This window comes from Novosphingobium sp. BL-A-41-Hi4A-0G, from assembly GCF_055521735.1.
In genome coordinates this window covers 3,245,038-3,266,368 of sequence record NZ_CM145501.1, presented here as the reverse complement: position 1 = coordinate 3,266,368, position 21,331 = coordinate 3,245,038, and the positions used below count along the sequence as shown (strand labels likewise).

Genomic DNA, 21,331 nt, shown 5'->3' with positions numbered 1-21,331 from the left:
TACGGCAAGGTCAGGGAATGCCCACCCCCAACCCCTCCCGCTTGCGGGAGGGGAGTTAAGCGCGCTGCTCCAGCCCTCCCGCAAACGGGAGGGCCGCGAGACTTACTGAACGCAGTGAAGTTAGTCGCAGCGGGGTGGGCTGCCTGCGCCGCCTCAGAGGCGAGAACCACACCCGCGGCAGTCCGTGTCGCGCGCAATGCGCATCGTGCGCAGGGAGGGCTTCAGGCCGTCCACAACGTGCAACTGCCCCCACTGCGGATCGCCGAGCGTCGAGACGCCCTCCAGCAGCACCCGCATCGCAGCCATCGCGCCAAATGCGCCGACCATGCCGACCATCGCGCCCAGCACGCCAAGATCGGCACAGGTATCGCAATCCTCGGAATCGAAGGCATCGCCCACGAAGCAGCGATAGCAGGCATGCCCTTCACGATGCCCGGCAAAGTTCGCCACCTGTCCCTGGAACCGCCCGAGCGCAGCACTGGTCAACGGCACGCAAGCCTTCACGCAGGCGTCGGAGACGGCAAGGCGCGTGGCGAAGTTGTCGCAGCCATCGAGCACCACATCCGCTCCGGCAATCAACCCGGCGGCGTTGTCGCGCGTGATGCGGGTGACATGCGCCGTGACCTGCAGCGCTGGATCGAACGCGGCCACCCAAGCCGCCGATGCTTCGGCCTTCGGTTTGCCGATGTCAGCCTCGGTATAGATCGTCTGGCGCTGCAGGTTGCTTGCCTCGACCACATCGTCATCGACCAGCGTCAGGTGCCCCACGCCAGCCCCTGCGAGATACTGCAAGGCGGGCGAGCCGATGCCACCCATGCCGATCAGCACGACATGGCTCTGCGCCAACCGCGCCTGCCCCATCGCGCCCACTTCGGGCAGGACGATATGGCGGGCGAAGCGGTCGAGGCGGTCTGGCGTCATGATGTGCAGTTAGGGGCTGCGGGGCAGAAGAGGAAGGGAGTTCACGCAGAGACGCAGAGAAGAAGTGGAGGCGCGGAGAGACGTTGCCCTTGCGGCAAAGCCGCTCGATAATCTCTGCCCGGACTCTGACGTGATCATTGATGGACAAAGCGGCCTATCGGCCGCGCCCGACCTCTCTGCGCCTCCACTTCTTCTCTGCGTCTCTGCGTGAACCGCCCCTAAACTTCTCAGTCTTCCAGCTGCCGCAGCAGCGTGCGCACGTCGCCGTCCATGTCGGCATCGCGGGTGCGCAGTTCCTCGATCAGGCGCACGGCATGGATCACCGTCGAATGATCGCGCCCGCCAAACTTGCGGCCGATTTCAGGATACGAGCGCGGCGTCAGCACCTTGGCGAGGTACATCGCCACCTGGCGCGGGCGCACCACAGCGCGCGCGCGGCGCTTGGAAGCCATCTCCGTGCGGTCAACGCGGTAGAACTGGCAGACCGTGCGCTGGATCTCGTCGATGGTGATGCGGCGACGGTTGGCCGAGAGGATGTCGGTCAGCTGCTCTTCGGCCAGCTGCAGCGAGACCGGCTGACCGGTCAGCTGCGCATAGGCGATCAGCTTGTTGAGGCCGCCGACCAGCTCGCGCACATTGCGGTTGATCGTGCGGGCAAGGAACTCGACAACGTCTGACGGCACTTGCGTGTTGCCGAAACGGTTCAGGCGATGTTCGAGGATCTTGCGGCGCAGTTCGATGTCGGCCGGCTGAATGTCTGCCACAAGGCCCATCGACAGGCGCGAGAGCAGGCGCTGCTCGACGCCGTCCAGTGCCTGCGGTGCGCGGTCGGCAGCGACGACAAGGCGCTTGCCCGCGCTCATAAGCGCGTCGATCGTGTGGAGGAATTCCTCCTGCGTGCTCGCCTTGCCGATGATGAACTGGATGTCGTCAACCAGCAGCATGTCGAAGCCGCGCAGGCGGGCCTTGAACTCGATCATCTCGTTGGAGCGCATGGCCTGGACGAACTCGATCATGAACCGCTCGGCCGAGCAGTAGAAGATGCGCGCGCCGGGCTTGTTGGCGGCAAAGGCGTGGCCGATGGCGTGGAGCAGGTGCGTCTTGCCCTGTCCGGTCGATCCCTTGAGGTAAAGCGGCGAGAACTGCGGGGTTTCGATCGCGGCCATGCGCTGGGCGGCGTTGACCGCCAGCACGTTGGCCGAGCCCGAGACGAATTCGGCGAATGTCAGTGAGGGATCGAGACCCGAAAGCGCCGAATCGATCATGGCCGGAGCAGCGCTCATGTGGGCTGGCACGCGCGCCTGGACCGGCGATTCACCGCCGATGCGCAGCTCGGGCATCGAGCGACGGCGCGGGTGGACGGTGATGCGCACCTGGCGCACTTCCGAACGGGCGATCTTCCACGCAAGGCTCAGCCGGTCGGCGAAACGGTCGGCCACCCAGTTCGCGGAGAACTCGGTCGGCAGGAACAGGTCCAGCGTGCCGGTTTCCTTGCAGAACGATCCGAGCTGGATCGGCTTGATCCACTGCGCATGCAATTGCGGGCCGAGATCCTTCTTCAGCCCCTGGCTGATGTCGGCCCAGTCTGCTGCAAGATCCAGCGCTTCCTGGTCCTCGATCATCGTGCTGTCTTTTCCCTTCCTGCCCGCTGTAGTCCGCTCGTTGCCGATCCGGTCGGCTCCGGCCACGGCCGCCACGTCGTGGCTGCCGGCCCCCCCTGCGAAATCATCAATCTTCACGCGTCGCTGCCCCGACTTCCCTACCCGCACGCTGTCCGGCATGCAGGCACAATTAACCTGCCGCCCCGCCACGCACGCGCGCGGCAGACCCCGTTCGAAGAATTTTCTTGTGACGCCGATGAGCAGTGATTCCCGCCCCCGGTCCGCATTGTCTATTGGTGTTGGGGGGCATCACGCAAGCGGGGCGAGCGCAAAAAAACTGAAATAAATGCCCTTGACTCGCCCTAACCCGCAGAGATGCATCAAGTTACTGAAAAATAGGGATTTTTACTTATGCATTAGGTTGGAGCCAAGCGAATCGCGTAGATTCCGTGACTTGTTGCGACTGCACACTGTAACAATGCGCAGACGGCTGCGTGACATGCCGCAGAAACGAAAACGGCCGACGGGAAACCCGTCGGCCATGTTCCGTCTTTGTGCCCGAATCTGCGGGATATCCCTTAGGCCCAAAGGGGCAGGAGAGAATCATGCGCAGATCCGAATCTCCCGTCCCGACCTCCGGTCAGGCAGAGAGCAGCCGAATCAGAGCGCGGCGACGCGCTTCGACAGGCGGGACATCTTGCGGGCAACGGTGTTCTTGTGAAGCACGCCACGGGCCACGCCACGCGCCAGTTCAGGCTGGGCTTCCTTGAGCGCCGCAGCAGCAGCCGTCTTGTCGCCACCAGCGAGCGCCGATTCGACCTTCTTGACGAAGGTGCGGATGCGCGAAAGGCGGTTGCCGTTGATTTCGGCGCGACGATCATTGCGACGGATACGCTTGCGGGCTTGCGGCGTGTTGGCCATGGTTTTCCTGTTTCTCGTGCCTTAGCGGGCGCACGGGGCGGCCGCATGAATTCTCGTGGAGTGACGGGAAATCCCGTCGGAAAGCGCGCCCCTTAACTGCGAGTGCCCGAATCGTCAACAGATTCGGCGCAGTTCCACGCGCAGCCCGTCGCGCGGCTTGGGGATCGGCCAGGCCTGCCACGAAGGCTCGGCCCCCGGTTGCATCCGCACCTCGAAGCGGGTGAGGATGTGATTGGCGAGCAGCTTGACCTGCATATAGGCAAAGTGGAGCCCCAGGCACATGTGCGCTCCGCCGCCGAACGGCGCCCAGGCATACTTGTGCCGCGCCGCCACCTTGTCGGGCGTGAAGCGCAGCGGATCGAACACTTCCGGCGAATCCCAGTGCGCCGGGTCGGCATGAACGGCGGCCGGGCTGATGCCGACGGGCGTGCCTGCCGGAATGCGAAAACCCCCGAACTCGAAATCGCGCAAGGCGCGGCGCGGCATATTGGGCACCGGCGGCATGAAGCGCAGCGCTTCCTTGAATGCCATCTCGGTCAATTCCATCCGGCCGAGGTCCTCGTAGGCCAGCGGCAAGCCATCACCCCCCGTCACTGCCCGCGCTTCTGCGCGCAGCCTGTCCTGCCATTCGGGGTTCTTCGCCAGTTGCCAGAACAGCACCGTGGCAGACGAAGTGATCGTATCGTGCGCGGCCATCATCAGGAAGATCATGTGATCGACCACGACGTCTTCGGGCAGCAGCGATCCGTCGTCGCGCGTGGCGAGCGCGAACTGGCTGAACATGTCCTGCCCCGGATTGGCCCGACGCTCGCGCACCAGCCGTCCGAAGTAGTCGACCATCAGCCGCCGCCCGGCCACGCCCTTGCCCATCTTGGTGAACGGCAGCGGCTTGCGCACCACGCCGACCGAGGCCTGGACCATGTCGACGAAGGCCTTGTTCAGCCGGTCCGCCTCCGGCCCCAGCGGCAGGCCGAGGAAGCTGGACGCGGCGGTATCGAGCGTCAGCGCCTTGATCGCGTCATAGAAGCGCATCTTGCCGCCCCAGCCTTCGATGGCCGAGGCAATGCCGCTGTTGAGCACGGAGCAATAGGCGCGCATCGGCTCGGGCTTGAACGCGATCGACAGCGCGCGGCGGTCCACCCGGTGCGCCTCGAAGTCCATCAGCATCAGCCCGCGCGGGAACAGCAGGTTGAGCACCGGACCCCAGCCCTGCTCGTTCGAGAACAGCTTGTCGCGGTCGAACAGGACCAGTTCGTTGGCGTCGGCCCCGATCAGGTTGACCCCGCGCCGCCCGAAGCTGCGCGTCCGGAACACCGGGCCGTAAGCATCGACCATGCGCTTCTGGAAGCCGATCGGGTCGGCCAGCTGCATCAGCGTGGTGCCGAGCACCGGCCAGCCGTCCTCGCCCGGAATGTGATCGAGCTTATGGTCGCCGCCCAGCCGCACCCAGTGCGGATTGGCGCGTTCTGTATGAAGGTCGTTGCGGATGTCCGGCGCGAGGCTGGCCATGCTATCTCCCGGTATCGTGGTTTAACCGGTCAATTAACATGGCTGTCAGCAGCAGCCAAGCGGGTTCTTCAGATCCAGCCCGAAAGCTCGCGCCGCGCCAGCGTCTCGAGCAGGTCCATGCCCTCCGCCCCGGAATTGAGGCATTCGAGCGCGGCAAAGTGCGTGCCGCCTGCCGCCTCGAAATCCTCCTTGCCGCGGATCGCCAGTTCCTCGAGCGTCTCGAGGCAGTCGGCCGAAAAACCCGGCGCGGCAATCACCACGCGCTTGGTGCCCTTGCCCGCTTCCTCGACCAGCACGGTATCGGTCGCAGGCTCCAGCCACTTGGCCCGCCCGAAGCGCGACTGGAACGTGGTTACCAGTCGCAGCTCGGGATGGCTCTGCGCAAAGCGTTCGGCCAGCAGGCGCGACGTCTTGCGGCAGTGGCAATGATAGGGATCGCCCAGAAACAGCGTGCGTTCGGGCATGCCGTGATAGCTCAGCATCAGCACTTCGGGCGCGAAGTCGAGCGCGCTCATCTGCCGGCTCATGTCCGCATGGAGGGCGCCGATATAGGCCGGATCGTCGTGATAGGGCGGCAGCGTGCGCAGCGCGGGCAGACGGCGGCGCGCCTTGATCCAGTCGGCCACGGCATCGAGCGCCGAGGCAGTCGTTGCGCCCGAATAGTGGGGATAGAGCGGGGCCACCAGAATGCGCTCGCACCCTGCCTCCAGCAGCGCATCGAGCTCCTTGGCCATCGAGGGCGACTGGTAGCGCATCGCATGGCGCACGATCGCGGCATCGCCCAGCCGCTCCTGCAGCGCGCGCGCCTGCGCCTTGGTGATCGCGGCAAGCGGCGAGCCGTCCTCGCTCCACACCTGTGAATAGGCGTGGGCGGACTTCTTCGGCCGGGTGTTGAGGATGATCCCGCGCAGGATCGGCTGCCAGATCAGCTTCGGAATCTCGACCACGCGCGGGTCCGAGAGGAACTCCTTGAGGTAGCGCTTCACCGCGTTCACATCGGGCGCGTCAGGCGTGCCGAGGTTGACGACAAGCACGCCGACTTTGCCGGTAAGCACAACAGGATGGTCGGCTGGGCGTTCCATTACGGTCCTTAAAAGAGGGCCTAGAGGCCTTCGGAAATCAGCGGCAGGCGGCGGAAGCGCACGCCCGTGGCAGAGAACAGGGCATTGGCGATGGCAGGGGCCACCGCAACCATGCCCAGTTCGCCGGGGTCGAACGGGTCTTCGTTGCTGTCGGCAAAGGCAATATCAACCTTGGGGCAATCGGCAAGCAGAGGAAGGCCCAATTGCGAGAGTCTGCCCGAAAGGGGGCGCCCTCTGGCATAGCCACTGGCCCCGCCGACAGCATGGGCGAGCCCGAACATCAGCCCGCCTTCGATCTGCTGGCGAGCGATGTCGATATTCACGATGCGGCCGATGTCGACGAAGGCGCTCAGCCGCTCGACCCGAACCACGCCCGCTTCGTTGCGCGCGGTGGCGACGACGGCGATCAGGCCCTTGGCGACCCTGCCGCCACCAAGCGCAAGCTCCATCTGGTGGCAGGCGATGCCCTGCCCCGAAGCGTCGATCCCGCCGCCCCATTGCGCCAGACGGCCTGCGCCCTGCAGGCAGGACACCAGCCTTGGTTCGCCCTCCAGCATGCCGACGCGGAACGACAGCGGCTCCTTGCCCGCCGCATGGGCCAGCTCGTCGACAAAGCATTCTGTGAAGAACGCGGTATAGCCATGGGCCTGCCCGCGAAACCGCGCGGTGGGTTGCCGCAGCGCCAGCGGCACCTGCTCCACCGCCTTTTCCGGAATGCGGTAAAGCGGCATGGCGCCTTCGCAGGCCATCGGATCGGCCTTGTTCTGCAGGTCGAGCGCATCCTTCACGCCCCAGCCATCGAGCAACCGCGCGCCGGATTCGATCGCGGTCGCAGGCACCGCCAGCCGCGCCCGCCAGCCGAGCACCCGCGTCTTGTCCGGGCTCAGCGCGCCGTCGAGCTGCGCCGAAACGGGCGTGCGGGGAATACCGGCCAGCGCTTCCTGCCAGCGCGAGTACGTGAGTTGCACCGGCTTGCCGATGGTATTGGCAATGGCTGCGACTTCGGCGGCGATCCGCACATCGAGCCGCGCATCGAAGCTGCCGCCCGCGTGCAAGGGATAGACGATCACGTCACGCCGCGAGAGACCGGCCGCCCGCGCCGCCGCGCGCCTTGCCCGCTCTGGCGCCTGCGTTGCGATCCACAGTTCCAGCAAGCCATGGCGAAGCCGTGCCGTCGCGCTCGCCGTCTCCAGCGGCGCGTGGAACGCGGGCTCCACATCATAGCGCGCGGACAGCGAGGGCTTGGCGAGCAGGACGTCGGGATCGCCCTCGGCAAACAAGCGCTCCGGCTCACCTTTGGTCAGCGCCTTGTCGAGCGCGACCAGCACTTTCTCGCTGTCGGCAATCGGACCGTCGGCCTTGAAGCGCGGCTCCATCGCGCGCACCGCCTTGTCCGCCGAATACCAGTCGGTCGCCACTGCGACCAGCCAACGTTTGGCATGGACCACGCCGACCAGACCGCGCACCCGAGCGGCGGCCTGCTTGTCATAGCTCGACAGCACGCTTGCTCCCTGCGGCCCGTGGGCAATCGCGGCAAAAACCATGTCGGGCAGGCGCACATCGCCTGCAAAGGTAAAGCTGCCATCAACCTTGGCGGGAAGGTCAAGCCGGGGATGATGTGGCGGCGCGCCTTCGGGAAACTGCCCCGGCTTCTCCCGCAGCGGTTCGGCGCGCAGCACCGGGACGGCGGGCGGATCGTAGTCCACCGCCGCATCGAGCAGCTCGGCAAAGGACAGGCGTTGCTTCCCGTGCATCACGAAGCTGTCCTTCGTCTCGCACTCTTCCCAGCCCACGCCCCACTTGTCGGCGGCAGCCTGCGCCATCATCGCCCGCAGCGCCGCACCCGCTTCGCGCAAGGGCGCTTCGAAAGCGGCGAGCGCCGTGCCATCGGCAGTGATCATCAGCGGCCCACGCTCGGCATGGAGCCGCGCCAGCATACCTTCGGCATCCGCACCAAGCGAGGCAAACGCTGGCATCCACAGCGGCGCCCACTTTCCCGAAAGCACCGGATCGGCATAGGCCGGGCTGATCGGCGCGGCTTCCACCGCCACCTTGCGCCAGTCTGCACCAGCCTCGTCCGCGATGATCTGCGCGACAAGCGTGGTGATCCCCTGCCCCATCTCGCAGAAGGGCACCGCCACCGTCAGAATGCAGTCCTTACCTCCCTTGACCCGCCCCACTTTCAGGAAGGCATCGACGACATGTTCGTCCTTGCCTGCCTCAAGCGGCACGGGATAGCGGCGGGGAATCAGCGGGAAGGCGATGAGCAGCGCGCCGCCCAATCCTGCTCCCACCAGCATCCCTCGCCGGGTGAGGCGCATGGGCCTCAGCGCTTCCCGTCAAGCCAGGTGAGCACCGCCCGCGCAATCGAGAGGAACGCCTCGGCCTGCGGGGTGTCGCCTGCGGCAGGCGGATTGCCCGCATCGCTCTCGCGTCGGATCGCCATGTCCAGAGGCACCCGGCCAAGGAACGGCAGGCCCATCGTCTTGGCCGCCGCTTCCGCGCCGCCCACGCCGAAGGGATCGCTCTCCTCGCCGCAATGCGGACAGATGTACCCCGCCATGTTCTCGACCATGCCGACGATCGGCACCTGGCCCTGCTCGAACAGGCCGATGGCCCGCGTCGCGTCCATCAGCGCCAGATCCTGCGGCGTCGATACGATCACCGCACCTGCCGGCTTGTGCTTCGACAGCATGGTCAGCTGCACGTCGCCGGTGCCGGGCGGCAGGTCGACGACGATGATCTCGGTATCGCCCCAGTGCGCGTCGATCAGCTGGCCCAGTGCATTGCCCGCCATTGGCCCGCGCCATGCAATCGCCTGTCCCGGCTGAACGAGGTGCCCCATCGACAGCATCGGCACGCCATAGGGGCTCTCGATCGGGATCATCTTGTTGCCCTCGGCCTCGGGCTTGCGGCCTTCGGTGAGGAGCAGGCGCGGTTGCGAGGGGCCGTAGATGTCGGCATCGACCAGCCCGACCTTGCGCCCGAGCCGCGCCATCGCCACCGCAAGGTTGGCAGACAGCGTCGACTTGCCGACCCCGCCCTTGCCCGAACCCACCGCGATGATCACCCGCGCCTTGCGCTCGGCGGTCATGCCGATGCGCACTTCGGCCACGCCAGCCTTCCTCGCCGCGTCGCGCAGCGCCATTTCCAGCTTGTCGCGGTCGAGCCGGTCCAGCCCGCCCACTTCCAGCAAGATCGTTGCGGCCTCACCCGCCTCACTCCTGGCAAGCTTGACCGACTGCAGACGGTCGCCCGCCACCGCATTCAGCGCCTCGCGCAGCGCCTGTTCTTCGATGCTCACGCCATTTCCCTGTTCTGCTCCCCCTCGGAGCCTTCTCATGCCCCCTAGCAGATGAATTTTCGGGAATGGACACTGTTTTTCGCGCCCGGGCTTCCTATAACGAATGCATGACAGACTTGGGCGGATTGATCGCGCGTTTTGGCCGGGGCCTTTACATGACCGGAAAGAAAAGCCCTTGGGGCTCTGGCGGAGGCAACGATGCGCCGCCCGCTGCTGATGGCGAAGCATCACCGCCTCCCTCTTCACCGCCCGCCGAAGGCCCGCGCAACCCATGGCTCCCGCCGCAGTCGTCCGAGCCTGCCAAGGACCCTGCGCGCCGTGGCCCCAACATCGAAGACCTGTTCCGCAACCGCAAGGGCGGCGGGAATGGCGGCGGCGGCGGGCGCGGTCCCAACATGCCCCGCCTGCCGCAGCGCCCCGATGGCAAGTCGTGGGCGCCGGTCGGCATCGCGCTGATCATTGCGGTCTGGCTCGGCACTTCGATGGTCCACCGCATCGCCCCGCAGGAAAAGGGCGTGGTCACCACTTTCGGCTCCTACAGCCGCACCATCGACAACGGCATGGCGCTGACCCTGCCCTGGCCGATCCAGTCGGTGAAGGTGGAGGACGTCACCTCGATCCGCCGCGAATCGATCCCCGAGGGCGATGGCGAAAAGCTCATGCTGACCGCCGACCAGAACCTCGTCGACCTGACCTACCTCGTCCGCTGGAACATCAAGGACCTCAAGCTCTACATGTTCCAGCTCGCCGATCCGGACCAGACGGTGCGCGAAGTGGCCGAAGCCGCGATGCGCCAGTCCATCGCCGAGGTGAACCTCAACGACGCGATGGGCTCGGGCCGCCAGCAGATCGAACAGAACGTCCGCGACCGGATGCAGCGCGTGCTCGATGCCTACCGCTCGGGCGTGCTGATCCAGGGCGTCGACATCAAGAAGACCGATCCCCCGGCCAAGGTCGTCGATGCCTTCAAGGAAGTGCTCGCCGCCCAGCAGGACGCGCAGAGCGAGATCAACCGTGCGCAGTCGTGGGCGCAGCAGCTCACCGCCCGCGCAGGGGGCGAGGCAACCGCGTTCGACAAGGTCTACGAACAGTACAAGCTTGCGCCCGAGGTCACCCGCCGCCGCATGTACTACGAAACCATGGAGCGCGTGCTGAGCCAGACCGACAAGGTCATCCTCGAAACGCCCAACACCCAGGCCTACCTGCCGCTTCCCGAAATGAAGCGTAATCAGAAGCCGCAGGAAGGGGGCCAGTAAGATGAGCGCCATGCAGACACTCTGGCAGGAACGCAAAGCCCCGATCATCGCCGCGTTGATCGCGCTTGCCGCCGCCGCCAGCTGCCTCAAGGTCGTCGATGAGAAGACCCAGGCCGTGATCATCCGCCTCGGCCAGCCCGAACGCGTGGTCAACCGCTTCAAGCCCGATGCCGATTTCGGCCAGACCGGCGCAGGCCTGATCTGGCGCATCCCGTTCATGGAACAGGTGGTCGAGGTCGACAAACGCATCCTCGATCTCGACATGGAGCGCCAGCAGGTCCTCTCTGCCGATCAGCGCCGCCTCGAGGTCGACGCTTTCGCCCGCTTCCGCATCATCGATCCGGTGCGCATGGTGCAGACGGCGGGGACGACCGAGCGCGTCGCCGAACAGCTCCAGCCGATCCTCAACTCCGCGCTGCGACAGGAACTGGGCAAGCGCACTTTCGGCTCGCTGCTCACGGCCGATCGCGGCCGCGCGATGGAGCAAATCCGCGAAGGCCTTGACCGTGAAGCCCGCGAATATGGCGCGCAAGTGATCGACGTGCGGATCAAGCGGGCTGACCTTCCCGAAGGCACACCGCTCGAATCCGCCTTCACCCGCATGGCCACCGCGCGCCAGCAGGAAGCAGCCACGATCCGTGCGCAGGGCCAGAAGCAGGCGCAAATCATCCGCGCCACCGCCGAAGCCACCGCCGCCAAGACTTATGCCGATGCCTTCAACAAGGACCCGGCGTTCTATGATTTCTACCGCGCGATGCAGAGCTACGACGCAACCTTTGCGCAGAAGGGGTCAAGCACCTCGATCGTGCTCTCGCCCGACAACGAATACCTCCGCCAGTTCAAAGGTAAGTGACTCGGGGAAAGTGAAACCGCAACCTGAACGATACGGAACATCGTCATTCAAAGTCCGTTCATCGCAAGACGCGTGAATCGACTGCGGCACAAGTCAGCCGCGCCGCCCCCGGCGCATTATAGACAAAGAGGACCAGGCCACGTGCGATACGCTTATGGTGTGACTTCGGCGCTGCTGCTCGCAGGCAGCGCACTGACCCTGGTGACAGGCTTTCCCGCAGGCGCGCAAGTCGCGCAGAACGACCAGTCGGAGATGCGCAGCGTCGTCCCGCGCGCGGGCGCCCCGTCAAGCTTTGCAGACCTCACGCAGCAGCTTCAGCCTGCGGTGGTGAACATCTCCACCCGCCAGCGCGTGAAGGTGCAGCCCAACAACCCCTTCGCCGGAACGCCGTTCGGCGATCTGTTCGGCGGCGGTCAGGGCGGCAGCCCGCAGACGCGCGAGGCGCAGTCGCTGGGCTCGGGCTTCATCATCTCGGCGGACGGCTATGTGGTGACGAACAACCACGTGATCACCGCCGACGGGCAGGGCGAGGTCGAATCGATCACCGTCACCACGCCCGATGGCACCGAATACCCCGCCAAGCTGATCGGCAAGGACGCCGCATCCGACCTCGCGGTGCTCAAGATCAGCCGCCCGACGCCCTTCCCCTTCGTCAAGTTCGGCGATTCGCGGAAGGCCCGGGTGGGAGACTGGGTCATCGCCATCGGCAACCCGTTCGGCCTTGGCGGCACGGTCACGCAGGGGATCATCTCGGCGGTCTATCGCAACACCGGCTCGGGCTCTGCCTATGACCGCTATCTGCAGACTGACGCCTCGATCAACCGGGGCAACTCGGGCGGTCCGATGTTCGACATGGCGGGTAACGTGATCGGCATCAACAACGCGATCTTCTCGCCCACCGGCGGCTCGGTCGGCATCGGCTTTGCCATCCCGGCAGAAATCGCCGCCCCCATCGTCGACAAGCTGCGTGCGGGTCAGGCGATCGAACGCGGCTACCTCGGCGTGCGCATCCAGGGCCTCTCGGAAGACCTCGCCGCCTCGCTCGGCCTGCCGAAGAACCGCGGCGAATTCATCCAGGCGGTCGAACCCGGACAGGCAGCAGCAAAGGCCGGCATGCAGGCTGGTGACGTCGTAGTGAAGGTCGATGGCAAGGAGGTCACCCCTGACCAGACCCTGTCGTTCATCGTCGCCAACACCACGCCGGGCAAGCGCATCCCGATCGAACTGATCCGCAACGGTCAGCGCCTGACGGTGCAGACCGTCGTCGGCAAGCGCCCGAGCGAGGAAGAACTCGCCCAGCAGACTTTCGATCCCGATGCGCAGGACGACGACCAGTTCGGCCCCGACAGCAAGCCGCAACAGCAGCAGGGCCCCAGCGTCCTGCAAGGCTCGCTCGGCATTGCCGCCATCCCGCTCACCCCGCAGATCGCCCGCCAGCTCGGCGCAGGCGAGGACGCCAAGGGTGTGGTGATCACGGCAGTAGATGCTTCCTCGGATGCGGGGACCAAGGGCCTGCAGCGTGGCGACATCGTGCTCTCGGCAAACTACGTGAGCGTCACCACGGTCGCCGATCTGGAACGGATCGTGCGTCAGGCCAAGACCGATGGCCGCGAGGCCGTGCTCCTGCGCATCCAGCGCCGCGGCCAGCCCCCACTCTACGCCCCGGTCCGCATCCGCTGATCCATGCAAACAACGAAAAGAGAAAGGGCCGCCCCAGCGATGGAGCGGCCCTTTTCTGTTGGGCCCCGCCCCACCTCTCCCGTCAGTCCCAACTCTCCCAACCGTCACCCCGGCGTCGGCCAGGGACCATAACCTCTCGCAAAGCGCAAAGTCTGCGTCTCAACGAAGGCCCATGGATCCCGGCCTGCGCCGGGATGACGGGAGTGGTTAGGGCGGCCATTCAGGATGTTGGCCGCAGAACACCGGCTAGATGTAACTCCATCCTCCACTCACCCCAACCGTCACCCCGGCGAAGGCCGGGGCCCATAACCTCTCGCAAAGCGCAATGTTTGCGTCTCAACGAAAGCCCATGGATCCTGCCCTTCGCCGGGATGACGTAGGCAAGGTAGAACCGCGATCAATACGTCGACGGCGGATCGCTGGCCGGGAAGCTTTCGTCCGAGGCCTGATCTACCGCATCCCAGCGCTTGGGATCCGACCGCATCCCTTCAACTCCGGCGGAGCGCACTTGCGCAAAGTTGCCGCCGGTCTCTTCCCCTTGCGCGAAAGCGGCGGGGGCCTGTTCGGTCTTGTTCTTCTGCACCGCGCGATAGATCGCGTATCCGGCCGCACCAGCGACCGCCCATTGCAGCAGGCTCATGGTTCGTCTCCTCGTTCGGGAGGCGAGGGCGCCTCCCATCGAGCAGCCAACGAACGGACAGCCAAATGGTTCAGACAAAAGGTTCAGGCCGCAAAGGAATCAGGGAGAGGTCGCAGGCCTCGTGCTGGTAGGCCTCGGACGCGTTCCGGCGGCGGGCGGCGCAGTTTCCGGATCGCGCCGACCGGTCGCCCGGTTGAGGAAGTCATCGTTTGCGGCCTGCGGCACGTCCGGCGGCACACCTTCCGGTGGAGCCTCGGGATCGAGCCCGTCAGGATTGACCGCCTGCCTGCGCGAAGGATCTACCAGGTTACCCTGCTCGTCGACGTAGAAGTAGTCGTCGGGATTGCCCTGCATCGCCTCGCCATCGGGCTCCAACTGCCATTGCGGCAGCTTCAGTTCGGTGTCGAACTGCTCGACCGGGCGCTTGCGCGTGGCGACCTTCATGTAGGCGGCAAAGGCGCGCGCCGGGGCCGCACCACCCTGCAAGCCGGGCACGGCCTTTGCATCGTCGCGGCCCATCCACACGCCGGTGGTGATCCCGCTCGAAAAGCCGAGGAACCAGCCATCCTTGTTGGACGAGGTCGTGCCGGTCTTGCCCGCCACCGGCCTGCCGATCTGAGCGGCGCGGCCCGTGCCGATGTTGACGGCAGTCTGCATCAGGTCGGTCATGGCCGCCGCGACATAGGGCGGCACCAGCTGTTGCGAGCTGTCGGGCCGATGCTTGTAGAGCACTTCGCCGTCGGTCGTGGTCACCTTGCGGATGCCATAGGGCGTCACCGACATGCCCTTGGCCTGGACCGAGGCGAAGGCGCGGACCATGTCGATCACCCGCGCTTCGGATGATCCCAGCACCATCGATGGCAGCGTGTTGATCGGGGTGGTGATGCCAAAGCGCCGCGCCATGTTGGCCACGGTGCCAAAGCCCACTTCGTTGCCAAGCTGCGCCGCCACGGTGTTCTTGGAATAGGCGAACGCGGTGCGCAGGTCGATTTCACCGGCATAGCGGTTGCCATCGTTGCGCGGCGTCCACCCATCGATGGTGACGGGCTCGTCGACCACGCGGTCATCTGGCGTGTAGCCCGCTTCGAGCGCGGAGAGATAGACGAACAGCTTCCACGCCGAACCCGGCTGTCGCACGGCGTTGACCGCGCGGTTGTAGTTGGAGGTCACGTAATCGGTGCCGCCGACCATCGCCAGCACCGCACCGTCGCGGTCAAGCGAGACCAGCGCCCCTTGCGCGCCCTTCGGAGCAAATCCGGCAATCGCGCTCGTCGCCGCCTTCTGGGCGATCGGGTCGAGCGTGGTCCACACCTCGATCGGCTTGTCGTTTTCGGGCAGGATCAGGTCGAGTTGCGGCAAGGCCCAGTCGGTGAAATAGCGCGCCGAGTTCTGGCTTGCGCGATCCTCGACCATCTTCACGGCCTTGAGGTCGATCGCCTGCACTTCCTGCGCGGTCAGCACGCCCGCGTTCTGCATGGTCTGCAGCACCACACCCGCGCGGCCCACCGCGGCATCGGCATCGGCGGTCGGCGAATAGCGCGACGGTGCCTTGACCAGACCTGCGATGATCGCGGCCTCGGGCAGGGTGATCTCCTCGCCCGAATGGCCGAAGAACTTGCGCGCGGCGCTGTCGATCCCGTAGGCGCCGCCGCCGAAGTAGACCTTGTTCAGATAGAGTTCGAGGATCTGGTCCTTCGAGAACTTCTGCTCCAGCGCAAGCGCCAGGACCCACTCGCGTCCCTTGCGGGCGAAGGTCTTGGTGTTGTTCAGAAAGATGTTGCGCGCCAGCTGCTGGGTAATGGTCGAGCCGCCCTGCTTCCACGTGCCGCTTTCGACGCGGACCATCAGCGAACGGACGATGCCGATGGGATCGACGCCCCAGTGGCTGCGATAGCGCCGGTCCTCGACCGAGATCATCGCATCCTTCATGGCCTGCGGAATGCGCTCGTAGGGCACCCACTTGCCGTAGCTCGGGCCAAGCGTGACGATCTCAGAACCGTCGGCGGCGCGCACCACGATCATCTGGCCGGTCTGGCTCGACTTCAGCTCGCTGTAACCGGGGAGCGATCGCGCGGTGACGGCAACCGCCACGACCAGCGCGATCGTGCCGAGCAGCGCGAAGCCTGCGCCCCACGCCACAAGACGGCGAAACCACCGTCCGAGCGTGGACCTGCCTTTGGGTTGCGGTTCGGACCTGCCGCCGTCGGGGCGGCGGGGAATGTCCCGTCTGGCCATCAGTCTTGTACCGCTTCCCTCAATATCGACCCGTGACGCAGTGGTCCGCAGGACCGGATGCGACAACGGCAGATGGCGCCACGCTCACCGCGCCTGTGCATAGGGCAATCGCAACGCCGGGTTAACTGCAAATCGGCGAACCGGCGCTGGCAATCTGCCAGCGTCGGTCAGGCCTCAATCGTCCGGCGTGAAATCCAGCGAGGCGCTGTTCATGCAGTAGCGCAGGCCGGTCGGATTGGGACCATCGGGAAAGACGTGCCCGAGGTGCCCGTCGCAGCGCGCACAACGCGCCTCGATACGGACCATGCCGTGCGAGGTATCGCGGTGCTCCTCGATCGCGTCAGGGGCGACCGGGGCATAAAAGCTCGGCCAGCCCGATCCGCTGTCGTACTTGGTTTCGGACGTGAACAGCGGCGCTCCACAACCGGCGCAGTGATACTCGCCGCTCGCCTTGTTCTTCTCATAAGCCCCTGTAAAGGCGCGTTCCGTGCCGCCCTGGCGCAGGACATGGTATTGTTCGGGCGAGAGGCGTTCGCGCCATTCGGCATCGCTCAGGTTCATCTTGTCGGGCATCTGGGGGATCTCCTTGGCCGCGAATATGGGGAGCGCTGCCCCAACGCTCAATAGTGCGACTTCTCGGCAGGTTTTGCGAGGTCGTAGCAATGGGCGAGATCGTACTTCTCGGCCTGCGCTGTCCCGTCGGGGTCCATGACGCTCATCGCCGTGCGTGCCTCGGCCAGCGCGCGGTCGGCATCGTCACCTGTGCCTCCAGCCGCGATCAGCGCCTCGCGTTCGCGCGCTGCCAGCACCGAGGCGAGTGTCTTGAGGTCCTGCGCCGCAGGAGTCATGCCTTGGCGGCCATGGACTTCGTCATAGGCAAGATCGAAGATGGCGGCGCATTGCTTGAGGTTCGGCGTGGCCAGCGGGGCGACCGTTTCGTCGAGCCGGGCGACGCAGGGTTTTGCAAGCGCGGCCAAGGCCTTGTCGGGATCGGGGGCGCTCTGCAGAGCGGTCACGTCGGCGGTGATGAGTTCGCGCACCTGTTCGCGGGTGAGCGCACCTTCGGCCATCGCCTTCTGCCCGGCATCGGCGAAGAAACGCTTGCCGCGCACCGCCAGTAAGGGCCACCCGGCAAGCGCATCGCCGCCCGCCTGCTCCAGCGCGACCACCGCAAATGCAGCCGAACAGCGCAGGTCCTCGCGGGTCTGCGAAGATAGCGCAGGAGTGGCTGCGGCAAGTTTCCAACTCTGGGGGGGCAAAGGGGCAACTCCGCCGAGCAGAAGAGCAACTCCGCCGAGCAGGGCGGTAACTGTGGAGGGCATTCGCATGGCACGACCATAGCGAAAAAAGGGGCCGCGAACAGGCGTCCCGTTCGCGGCCCAATGACCTTCACGGTCAGGGATTGCACCCCCGGCAGGGTATCGTTCCGGGAATGCGCTGGAGATCGAAAGTCGGATTTATCCGGCAGCCGCTTCGTTGCAGCGGGCGAGGTCCTGCGCAGCGAGTTCGCCTTCGGGCGTGGCGAAGCGGGCGACGGGGCCAACCTTCTGCGCAAGGCGGGCGCAGACGATCACCGGGCGCGAGGTGTCGCGGGCGGCGGAGCATTCTGCGCCGTCGCACTTCCACAGCACGCCCTTCTGGACGAGCTTCTGCGTGCCATCCATCGGACGGGTCAGCTTGACCGAATAGAACGGTCCGTTGCTGGCAGCGCGAGCGGTTTCAGCCGTCACGGCGAAGCTGACCGTGGTGCCGACGAGGGCAAGCACGGCCGGGAGGAGCTGGCGCAGGGCGCTGTTGGTCTTGAGTGCAAACATTGTTCTTCCCCTGGATTACCTTGTTTAGGGCTTCGGAAATTGCGGGGTTCTGGAGAGGATGCTATTTCCGTTGCGAATCGCTACCTATCAATATAGGTTTCAGGTTGCAACTAGAAACTTAAACAGGTCCTGCAAATGGGCTATGCAAAGGATGACATGGATAAGCTTCGTGAACCTTTGGGTGAAATCGCCCAGTGCGGCCTGCCCTGCGCGCTTGAAGCGATGGGCGAGCGATGGTCCTTCATGATCCTGCGCGCGGGGTTCAACGGCGTGCGCCACTTCGAGGATTTTCTCGAGCAGCTCGGCATTGCCCGCAATATCCTGTCCAACCGCCTGTCGCGTCTGGTCGAGGCGGGCATCCTCAAGCGCGAACACTGCGCCGATGATCGCCGCCGCATCGAATACCGCCTGACGCCCAAGGGCATCGACCTTCTCCCCGCCATGCTGGCGCTGCGCCAGTGGGGCGAGAAGTGGGAACTGGGCGTTCCGGCCAATCCGGTGCTGTGCGACGCGCGCGACGGGCAGCCCATCGCACCAATCGGCATCCAGTCGCATGACGGTCGCAGGCTTTCGCCCGAAGACCTGACTTGGCGGGATCGCGCCGAGCTTGAACAGCAGGCACCCAGCCCCGCGCTGCGCGAGGTGAGCTGAGGAAAGAGGGGCCGCCCGTTTCTGGACGACCCCTTCAAGTTTGACCCGGTGGGGGACTGGATCCGCCGGGTTGTGCAAGCTGCCGGGATCAGCGGACAGCAAGGTCGGACTTGGATTTGGCTGCGGCAAGCGCTGTGGCCTGCACTGCGCCGGACTTGGCCTTGCGGGCATCGGCGAGCGACTTGGCGAAGCACTGGCGGGCCGATTCCCATTCGGACGAGGGCAGATCGGGCTGGCTCAGTCCGCAAACGTCCTTGGCGGCCTTGCGCAGACGGGCATCGAGCTCCTTGCTGCCGTCCTTGGTGGACAGATCGAGATCGTGGTAGCGCACCAGCTTTTCGGCGGCCTGGGCAGGCTGGCTGGCGGCGAGAGCGAGGCCGAGGAGGCCGGCGGAGAACAGGGTCTTGGCGAACATGGCAACTTCCTTCGACGGGGTGCCGGCGAGGGAACCGGCTGGGGGGCGTTTCAGCGGCTGTCCGGCTCTTCCGGTGCACCGCATGCATTCTCGCTACGCCCGACCGGCGATGAAATCTTGCGCGCCTCGACCAGCTTTCCGTTACGTCCGACAAGTGCTTAGCCCGTCCGACGAAATGCAATTCCAACTCCACGAACTGCAGGTGTGACAATTCGATGGCGATTCCCTAGGGTCATCGCCGTTCATGGCGATTCTGATCACCTTCCTCCTCGGCATCGGCAACTTCGCCCTTCATCGCGCGGTGATGGACAGCGGACACCCGATGATCGGCCGCATGCCGTGGATCGTGCACAGCCTCGGCGGACGGTTCACCATGCTCGTGGAGTTCGCGCTGCTGCTAGGCGCGCTGCTCTTCGCATCGGAAGGCAATGTCGGCGGCCCGATTGCCTATGTGGTCTATTCGATGCTCAACAGTTTCTCGGCCTGGCTGATCCTGACCGACAAGGTGTGACGCGAAACCCTGGGCCGGAACTTTGGCCCGGAACTTTGGCCCGGAACTTTGAATGGCGCCACCGGTTCTGGGCGTGATGGAACTCTCCCCTCTCTGGCTTCTCACCAATGCGGCAAGCGGCAGCAACAGCGATGCCGCCGTCGACGACCTCGCCGCATCGCTTGCCGCAGCAGGTTGCGCCCCGGAACGCGTGATCCGCTTTCCCGATGAGGACCTGCCGACGCGCAAGGCGCTGGACGCCGCAGGCGTCGCAACGCTCGCTGTCTTTACCGGCGACGGCACGGTCAACGCGGCCGCTTCTGCGCTGGAAGGCTGGGGCGGCGCGCTGCTGGTCCTGCCCGGCGGCACGCAGAACCTCCTCGCCAAATCGCTCCATGGCGACGTTCCGGCCGAGGCGATCACCGGCGCGCTCCCCGGCGCGCGCAAGATCCGTCGCCCCGCCATCCGCACCGCGCAGGGCGCAGGCCTGATCGAAGTGCTGGCAGGACCCGGCGCGATGTGGGCCGACGTGCGCGAAGGCGTGCGGGACCTTGATCTCGCCGCGATTGCCGAGACCTTCGGCAACGCTCTTCGCGAAACCCGCGACGGCCCGGGCGTGCGCCTGACCGATCCGGCCGCTGGAAAGGCCGAAGGCTATCGCGCGGTCCGCATCGGCTGCAGCGGCGATGAGCTGGAAGCCGACGGCTATGATTTCTCCGACATTGGCGAGTTCGCCGCGCAAGGCTTTGCCATGCTGGTGAAGCGCGATTTCCGCCAGGGACCGCATGACGAACTCGGCAGGTTCCGGGCGGTCACGCTGGCCAGCGAAGGGCCGATCGCACTGATGATCGATGGCGAACGGCGCGAAGGCGGGCGGGAAGAGCGGATCACCTGCGATACCTTTGCGCTGGACTTCATTTCCACCGCGTCCACGGGACCTTGACCGCCGCGCCCGCAGCGACGATCAACCGGCGCGCATGACCCGCATCTTTCACATCAGCGACATCCATTTCGGCCTTGAAGACCGCCGCGCGCTCGATTGGGTGGCGCAGTGCATCGCGCGCGAGAAGCCTGATGCCGTGGCGATAACTGGCGACCTGACGATGCGCGCGCGGCACCGCGAGTTTGCTGCCGCCTGCCACTGGATCAAGGCGCTCGACGTGCCGGTAACCGTCGAGGTCGGCAATCACGACCTGCCCTACTTCAACCTGATCGAGCGCTTCACCGATCCGTATCGCCGCTTCCGCTCGATCGAGGGCGTGCTGGAGCGCGAGCTGCCGATTCCGGGTGCGAAGATCGTGCCGCTCAAGACTACTGCACGCGCGCAGTTCCGTCTCAACTGGTCGAAGGGCACGGTGGGCAAGGCCGCACTGGCGCATACCCTGTCCGCCATCGACGCGCTTCCTGAAGGCACACGCGCCATCGTCGCCTGCCACCATCCGCTGGTGGAGGCCGGAACGCGCGGCAAGGCGCTGACCCGGGGCGGCAACCATGCACTTGCCGAACTCGCCAGGCGCAATGTGCTCGCCGTGCTTTCAGGCCACGTCCACGACGCTTTCGACCTCATCCACCCGACGCCCAACGGCCCGGTGCGGATGATCGGCGCCGGCACGCTGAGCCAGCGCGTCCGCTCCACTCCGCCAAGCTTCAACGAACTGACCTTTGAAGGCGAAACGATCGCAGTGCGAGTGCGCAACCTCGAACACGTATCCTCGCGCGACATGATGATCGAAGACGTGCCGGAGAACGCGTTGCCGCCACGGACCGAAGGTGAGCCGGTTGCACCGGTTGGAGCGGTGCCGGCGGTTGATCCGCCGGTTCACTAAGAAGATGCAGCCCAAACCCTAGTGCAAATCCTTATGCACCTTTGGGCATTGTTTGGGCACTTCTCCCACATTCTGCGATGACAAGGCAGGCTCGCTGCGAACCTTTACGCGCAGGTGGTCGGGCAAAGGTGCA

At 65.6% G+C, this 21,331-nt stretch carries 20 protein-coding genes; 7 read left to right on the top strand and 13 right to left on the bottom strand.

The window, feature by feature from the left end; genetic code table 11:
* Positions 1 to 153 precede the first annotated feature (153 nt).
* The 7 genes from ACZ1JX_RS15800 to ACZ1JX_RS15770 all read right to left on the bottom strand — a co-directional run bounded on the left by ACZ1JX_RS15800 (position 154) and on the right by ACZ1JX_RS15770 (position 9,128).
* Positions 154 to 921: a HesA/MoeB/ThiF family protein gene (locus ACZ1JX_RS15800; protein ID WP_465124462.1), complete on the bottom strand. Its 768-nt coding sequence runs from the start codon at positions 919 to 921 to the stop codon at positions 154 to 156.
* Positions 922 to 1,148: 227 nt separating this feature from the next.
* Complete coding sequence (dnaA, locus tag ACZ1JX_RS15795; protein ID WP_465126440.1) at positions 1,149 to 2,543, bottom strand: chromosomal replication initiator protein DnaA; 1,395 nt, start codon at positions 2,541 to 2,543, stop codon at positions 1,149 to 1,151.
* 639 nt (positions 2,544 to 3,182) lie between these two features.
* On the bottom strand, positions 3,183 to 3,443 hold the full coding sequence (gene rpsT, locus ACZ1JX_RS15790; protein WP_144904814.1) for a 30S ribosomal protein S20: 261 nt from the start codon (positions 3,441 to 3,443) through the stop codon (positions 3,183 to 3,185).
* Positions 3,444 to 3,557: 114 nt separating this feature from the next.
* Positions 3,558 to 4,952, bottom strand: a complete 1,395-nt coding sequence (locus tag ACZ1JX_RS15785; protein ID WP_465124461.1) for a cytochrome P450 — start codon at positions 4,950 to 4,952, stop codon at positions 3,558 to 3,560.
* 68 nt (positions 4,953 to 5,020) lie between these two features.
* Positions 5,021 to 6,034: a ferrochelatase gene (gene hemH / locus ACZ1JX_RS15780; protein WP_465124460.1), complete on the bottom strand. Its 1,014-nt coding sequence runs from the start codon at positions 6,032 to 6,034 to the stop codon at positions 5,021 to 5,023.
* A 20-nt stretch (positions 6,035 to 6,054) separates the two neighbouring features.
* Positions 6,055 to 8,355 (bottom strand): xanthine dehydrogenase family protein molybdopterin-binding subunit, encoded by a 2,301-nt coding sequence (locus tag ACZ1JX_RS15775; RefSeq protein ID WP_465124459.1) that lies wholly within the window; start codon positions 8,353 to 8,355, stop codon positions 6,055 to 6,057.
* Between the two features lie 5 nt (positions 8,356 to 8,360).
* Positions 8,361 to 9,128 (bottom strand): Mrp/NBP35 family ATP-binding protein, encoded by a 768-nt coding sequence (locus ACZ1JX_RS15770; RefSeq protein WP_465126439.1) that lies wholly within the window; start codon positions 9,126 to 9,128, stop codon positions 8,361 to 8,363.
* 365 nt (positions 9,129 to 9,493) lie between these two features.
* On the opposite strand from ACZ1JX_RS15770, the gene hflK reads away from it, so the two are divergent.
* From hflK to ACZ1JX_RS15755, 3 genes are all read left to right on the top strand, one after another.
* Positions 9,494 to 10,594 carry an FtsH protease activity modulator HflK gene (gene hflK / locus ACZ1JX_RS15765; protein ID WP_465124458.1) on the top strand — a complete coding sequence of 367 codons (1,101 nt, stop codon included), beginning with the start codon at positions 9,494 to 9,496 and terminating at the stop codon, positions 10,592 to 10,594.
* 10 nt (positions 10,595 to 10,604) lie between these two features.
* Entirely contained in the window at positions 10,605 to 11,447 is an 843-nt protein-coding gene (gene hflC, locus ACZ1JX_RS15760) for a protease modulator HflC (RefSeq protein WP_465126438.1), read from the top strand.
* Positions 11,448 to 11,588: 141 nt separating this feature from the next.
* Positions 11,589 to 13,127, top strand: a complete 1,539-nt coding sequence (locus ACZ1JX_RS15755) for a Do family serine endopeptidase (protein ID WP_465124457.1) — start codon at positions 11,589 to 11,591, stop codon at positions 13,125 to 13,127.
* A gap of 397 nt (positions 13,128 to 13,524) precedes the next feature.
* On the opposite strand, the gene ACZ1JX_RS15750 is transcribed toward ACZ1JX_RS15755, so the two are convergent.
* The 5 genes from ACZ1JX_RS15750 to ACZ1JX_RS15730 all read right to left on the bottom strand — a co-directional run bounded on the left by ACZ1JX_RS15750 (position 13,525) and on the right by ACZ1JX_RS15730 (position 17,816).
* Positions 13,525 to 13,767 (bottom strand): hypothetical protein, encoded by a 243-nt coding sequence (locus tag ACZ1JX_RS15750; RefSeq protein WP_465124456.1) that lies wholly within the window; start codon positions 13,765 to 13,767, stop codon positions 13,525 to 13,527.
* 99 nt (positions 13,768 to 13,866) lie between these two features.
* The gene (locus ACZ1JX_RS15745; RefSeq protein ID WP_465124455.1) at positions 13,867 to 16,002 is read right to left on the bottom strand and encodes a transglycosylase domain-containing protein; all 2,136 of its coding nucleotides are present in this window, start codon (positions 16,000 to 16,002) and stop codon (positions 13,867 to 13,869) included.
* A 174-nt stretch (positions 16,003 to 16,176) separates the two neighbouring features.
* Positions 16,177 to 16,575 (bottom strand): peptide-methionine (R)-S-oxide reductase MsrB, encoded by a 399-nt coding sequence (msrB, locus tag ACZ1JX_RS15740; protein WP_465124454.1) that lies wholly within the window; start codon positions 16,573 to 16,575, stop codon positions 16,177 to 16,179.
* Between the two features lie 47 nt (positions 16,576 to 16,622).
* Positions 16,623 to 17,330 (bottom strand): hypothetical protein, encoded by a 708-nt coding sequence (locus tag ACZ1JX_RS15735; protein ID WP_465124453.1) that lies wholly within the window; start codon positions 17,328 to 17,330, stop codon positions 16,623 to 16,625.
* A gap of 129 nt (positions 17,331 to 17,459) precedes the next feature.
* Positions 17,460 to 17,816 carry a CC_3452 family protein gene (locus ACZ1JX_RS15730; protein ID WP_465124452.1) on the bottom strand — a complete coding sequence of 119 codons (357 nt, stop codon included), beginning with the start codon at positions 17,814 to 17,816 and terminating at the stop codon, positions 17,460 to 17,462.
* A gap of 156 nt (positions 17,817 to 17,972) precedes the next feature.
* On the opposite strand from ACZ1JX_RS15730, the gene ACZ1JX_RS15725 reads away from it, so the two are divergent.
* Positions 17,973 to 18,467, top strand: a complete 495-nt coding sequence (locus tag ACZ1JX_RS15725; RefSeq protein WP_465124451.1) for a winged helix-turn-helix transcriptional regulator — start codon at positions 17,973 to 17,975, stop codon at positions 18,465 to 18,467.
* An 88-nt stretch (positions 18,468 to 18,555) separates the two neighbouring features.
* On the opposite strand, the gene ACZ1JX_RS15720 is transcribed toward ACZ1JX_RS15725, so the two are convergent.
* Positions 18,556 to 18,882, bottom strand: a complete 327-nt coding sequence (locus ACZ1JX_RS15720) for a UrcA family protein (RefSeq protein ID WP_465124450.1) — start codon at positions 18,880 to 18,882, stop codon at positions 18,556 to 18,558.
* Positions 18,883 to 19,126: 244 nt separating this feature from the next.
* On the opposite strand from ACZ1JX_RS15720, the gene ACZ1JX_RS15715 reads away from it, so the two are divergent.
* Genes ACZ1JX_RS15715 through ACZ1JX_RS15705 form a run of 3 tightly spaced genes read left to right on the top strand, consistent with a single transcriptional unit; the run spans position 19,127 to position 21,198 of the window.
* Positions 19,127 to 19,393 carry a hypothetical protein gene (locus ACZ1JX_RS15715; RefSeq protein ID WP_465124449.1) on the top strand — a complete coding sequence of 89 codons (267 nt, stop codon included), beginning with the start codon at positions 19,127 to 19,129 and terminating at the stop codon, positions 19,391 to 19,393.
* A 52-nt stretch (positions 19,394 to 19,445) separates the two neighbouring features.
* Positions 19,446 to 20,315, top strand: coding sequence for a diacylglycerol kinase family protein (locus tag ACZ1JX_RS15710; protein WP_465124448.1), 870 nt, complete (start codon positions 19,446 to 19,448; stop codon positions 20,313 to 20,315).
* A gap of 34 nt (positions 20,316 to 20,349) precedes the next feature.
* The gene (locus tag ACZ1JX_RS15705) at positions 20,350 to 21,198 is read left to right on the top strand and encodes a metallophosphoesterase family protein (RefSeq protein ID WP_465124447.1); all 849 of its coding nucleotides are present in this window, start codon (positions 20,350 to 20,352) and stop codon (positions 21,196 to 21,198) included.
* Positions 21,199 to 21,331: the final 133 nt, after the last annotated feature.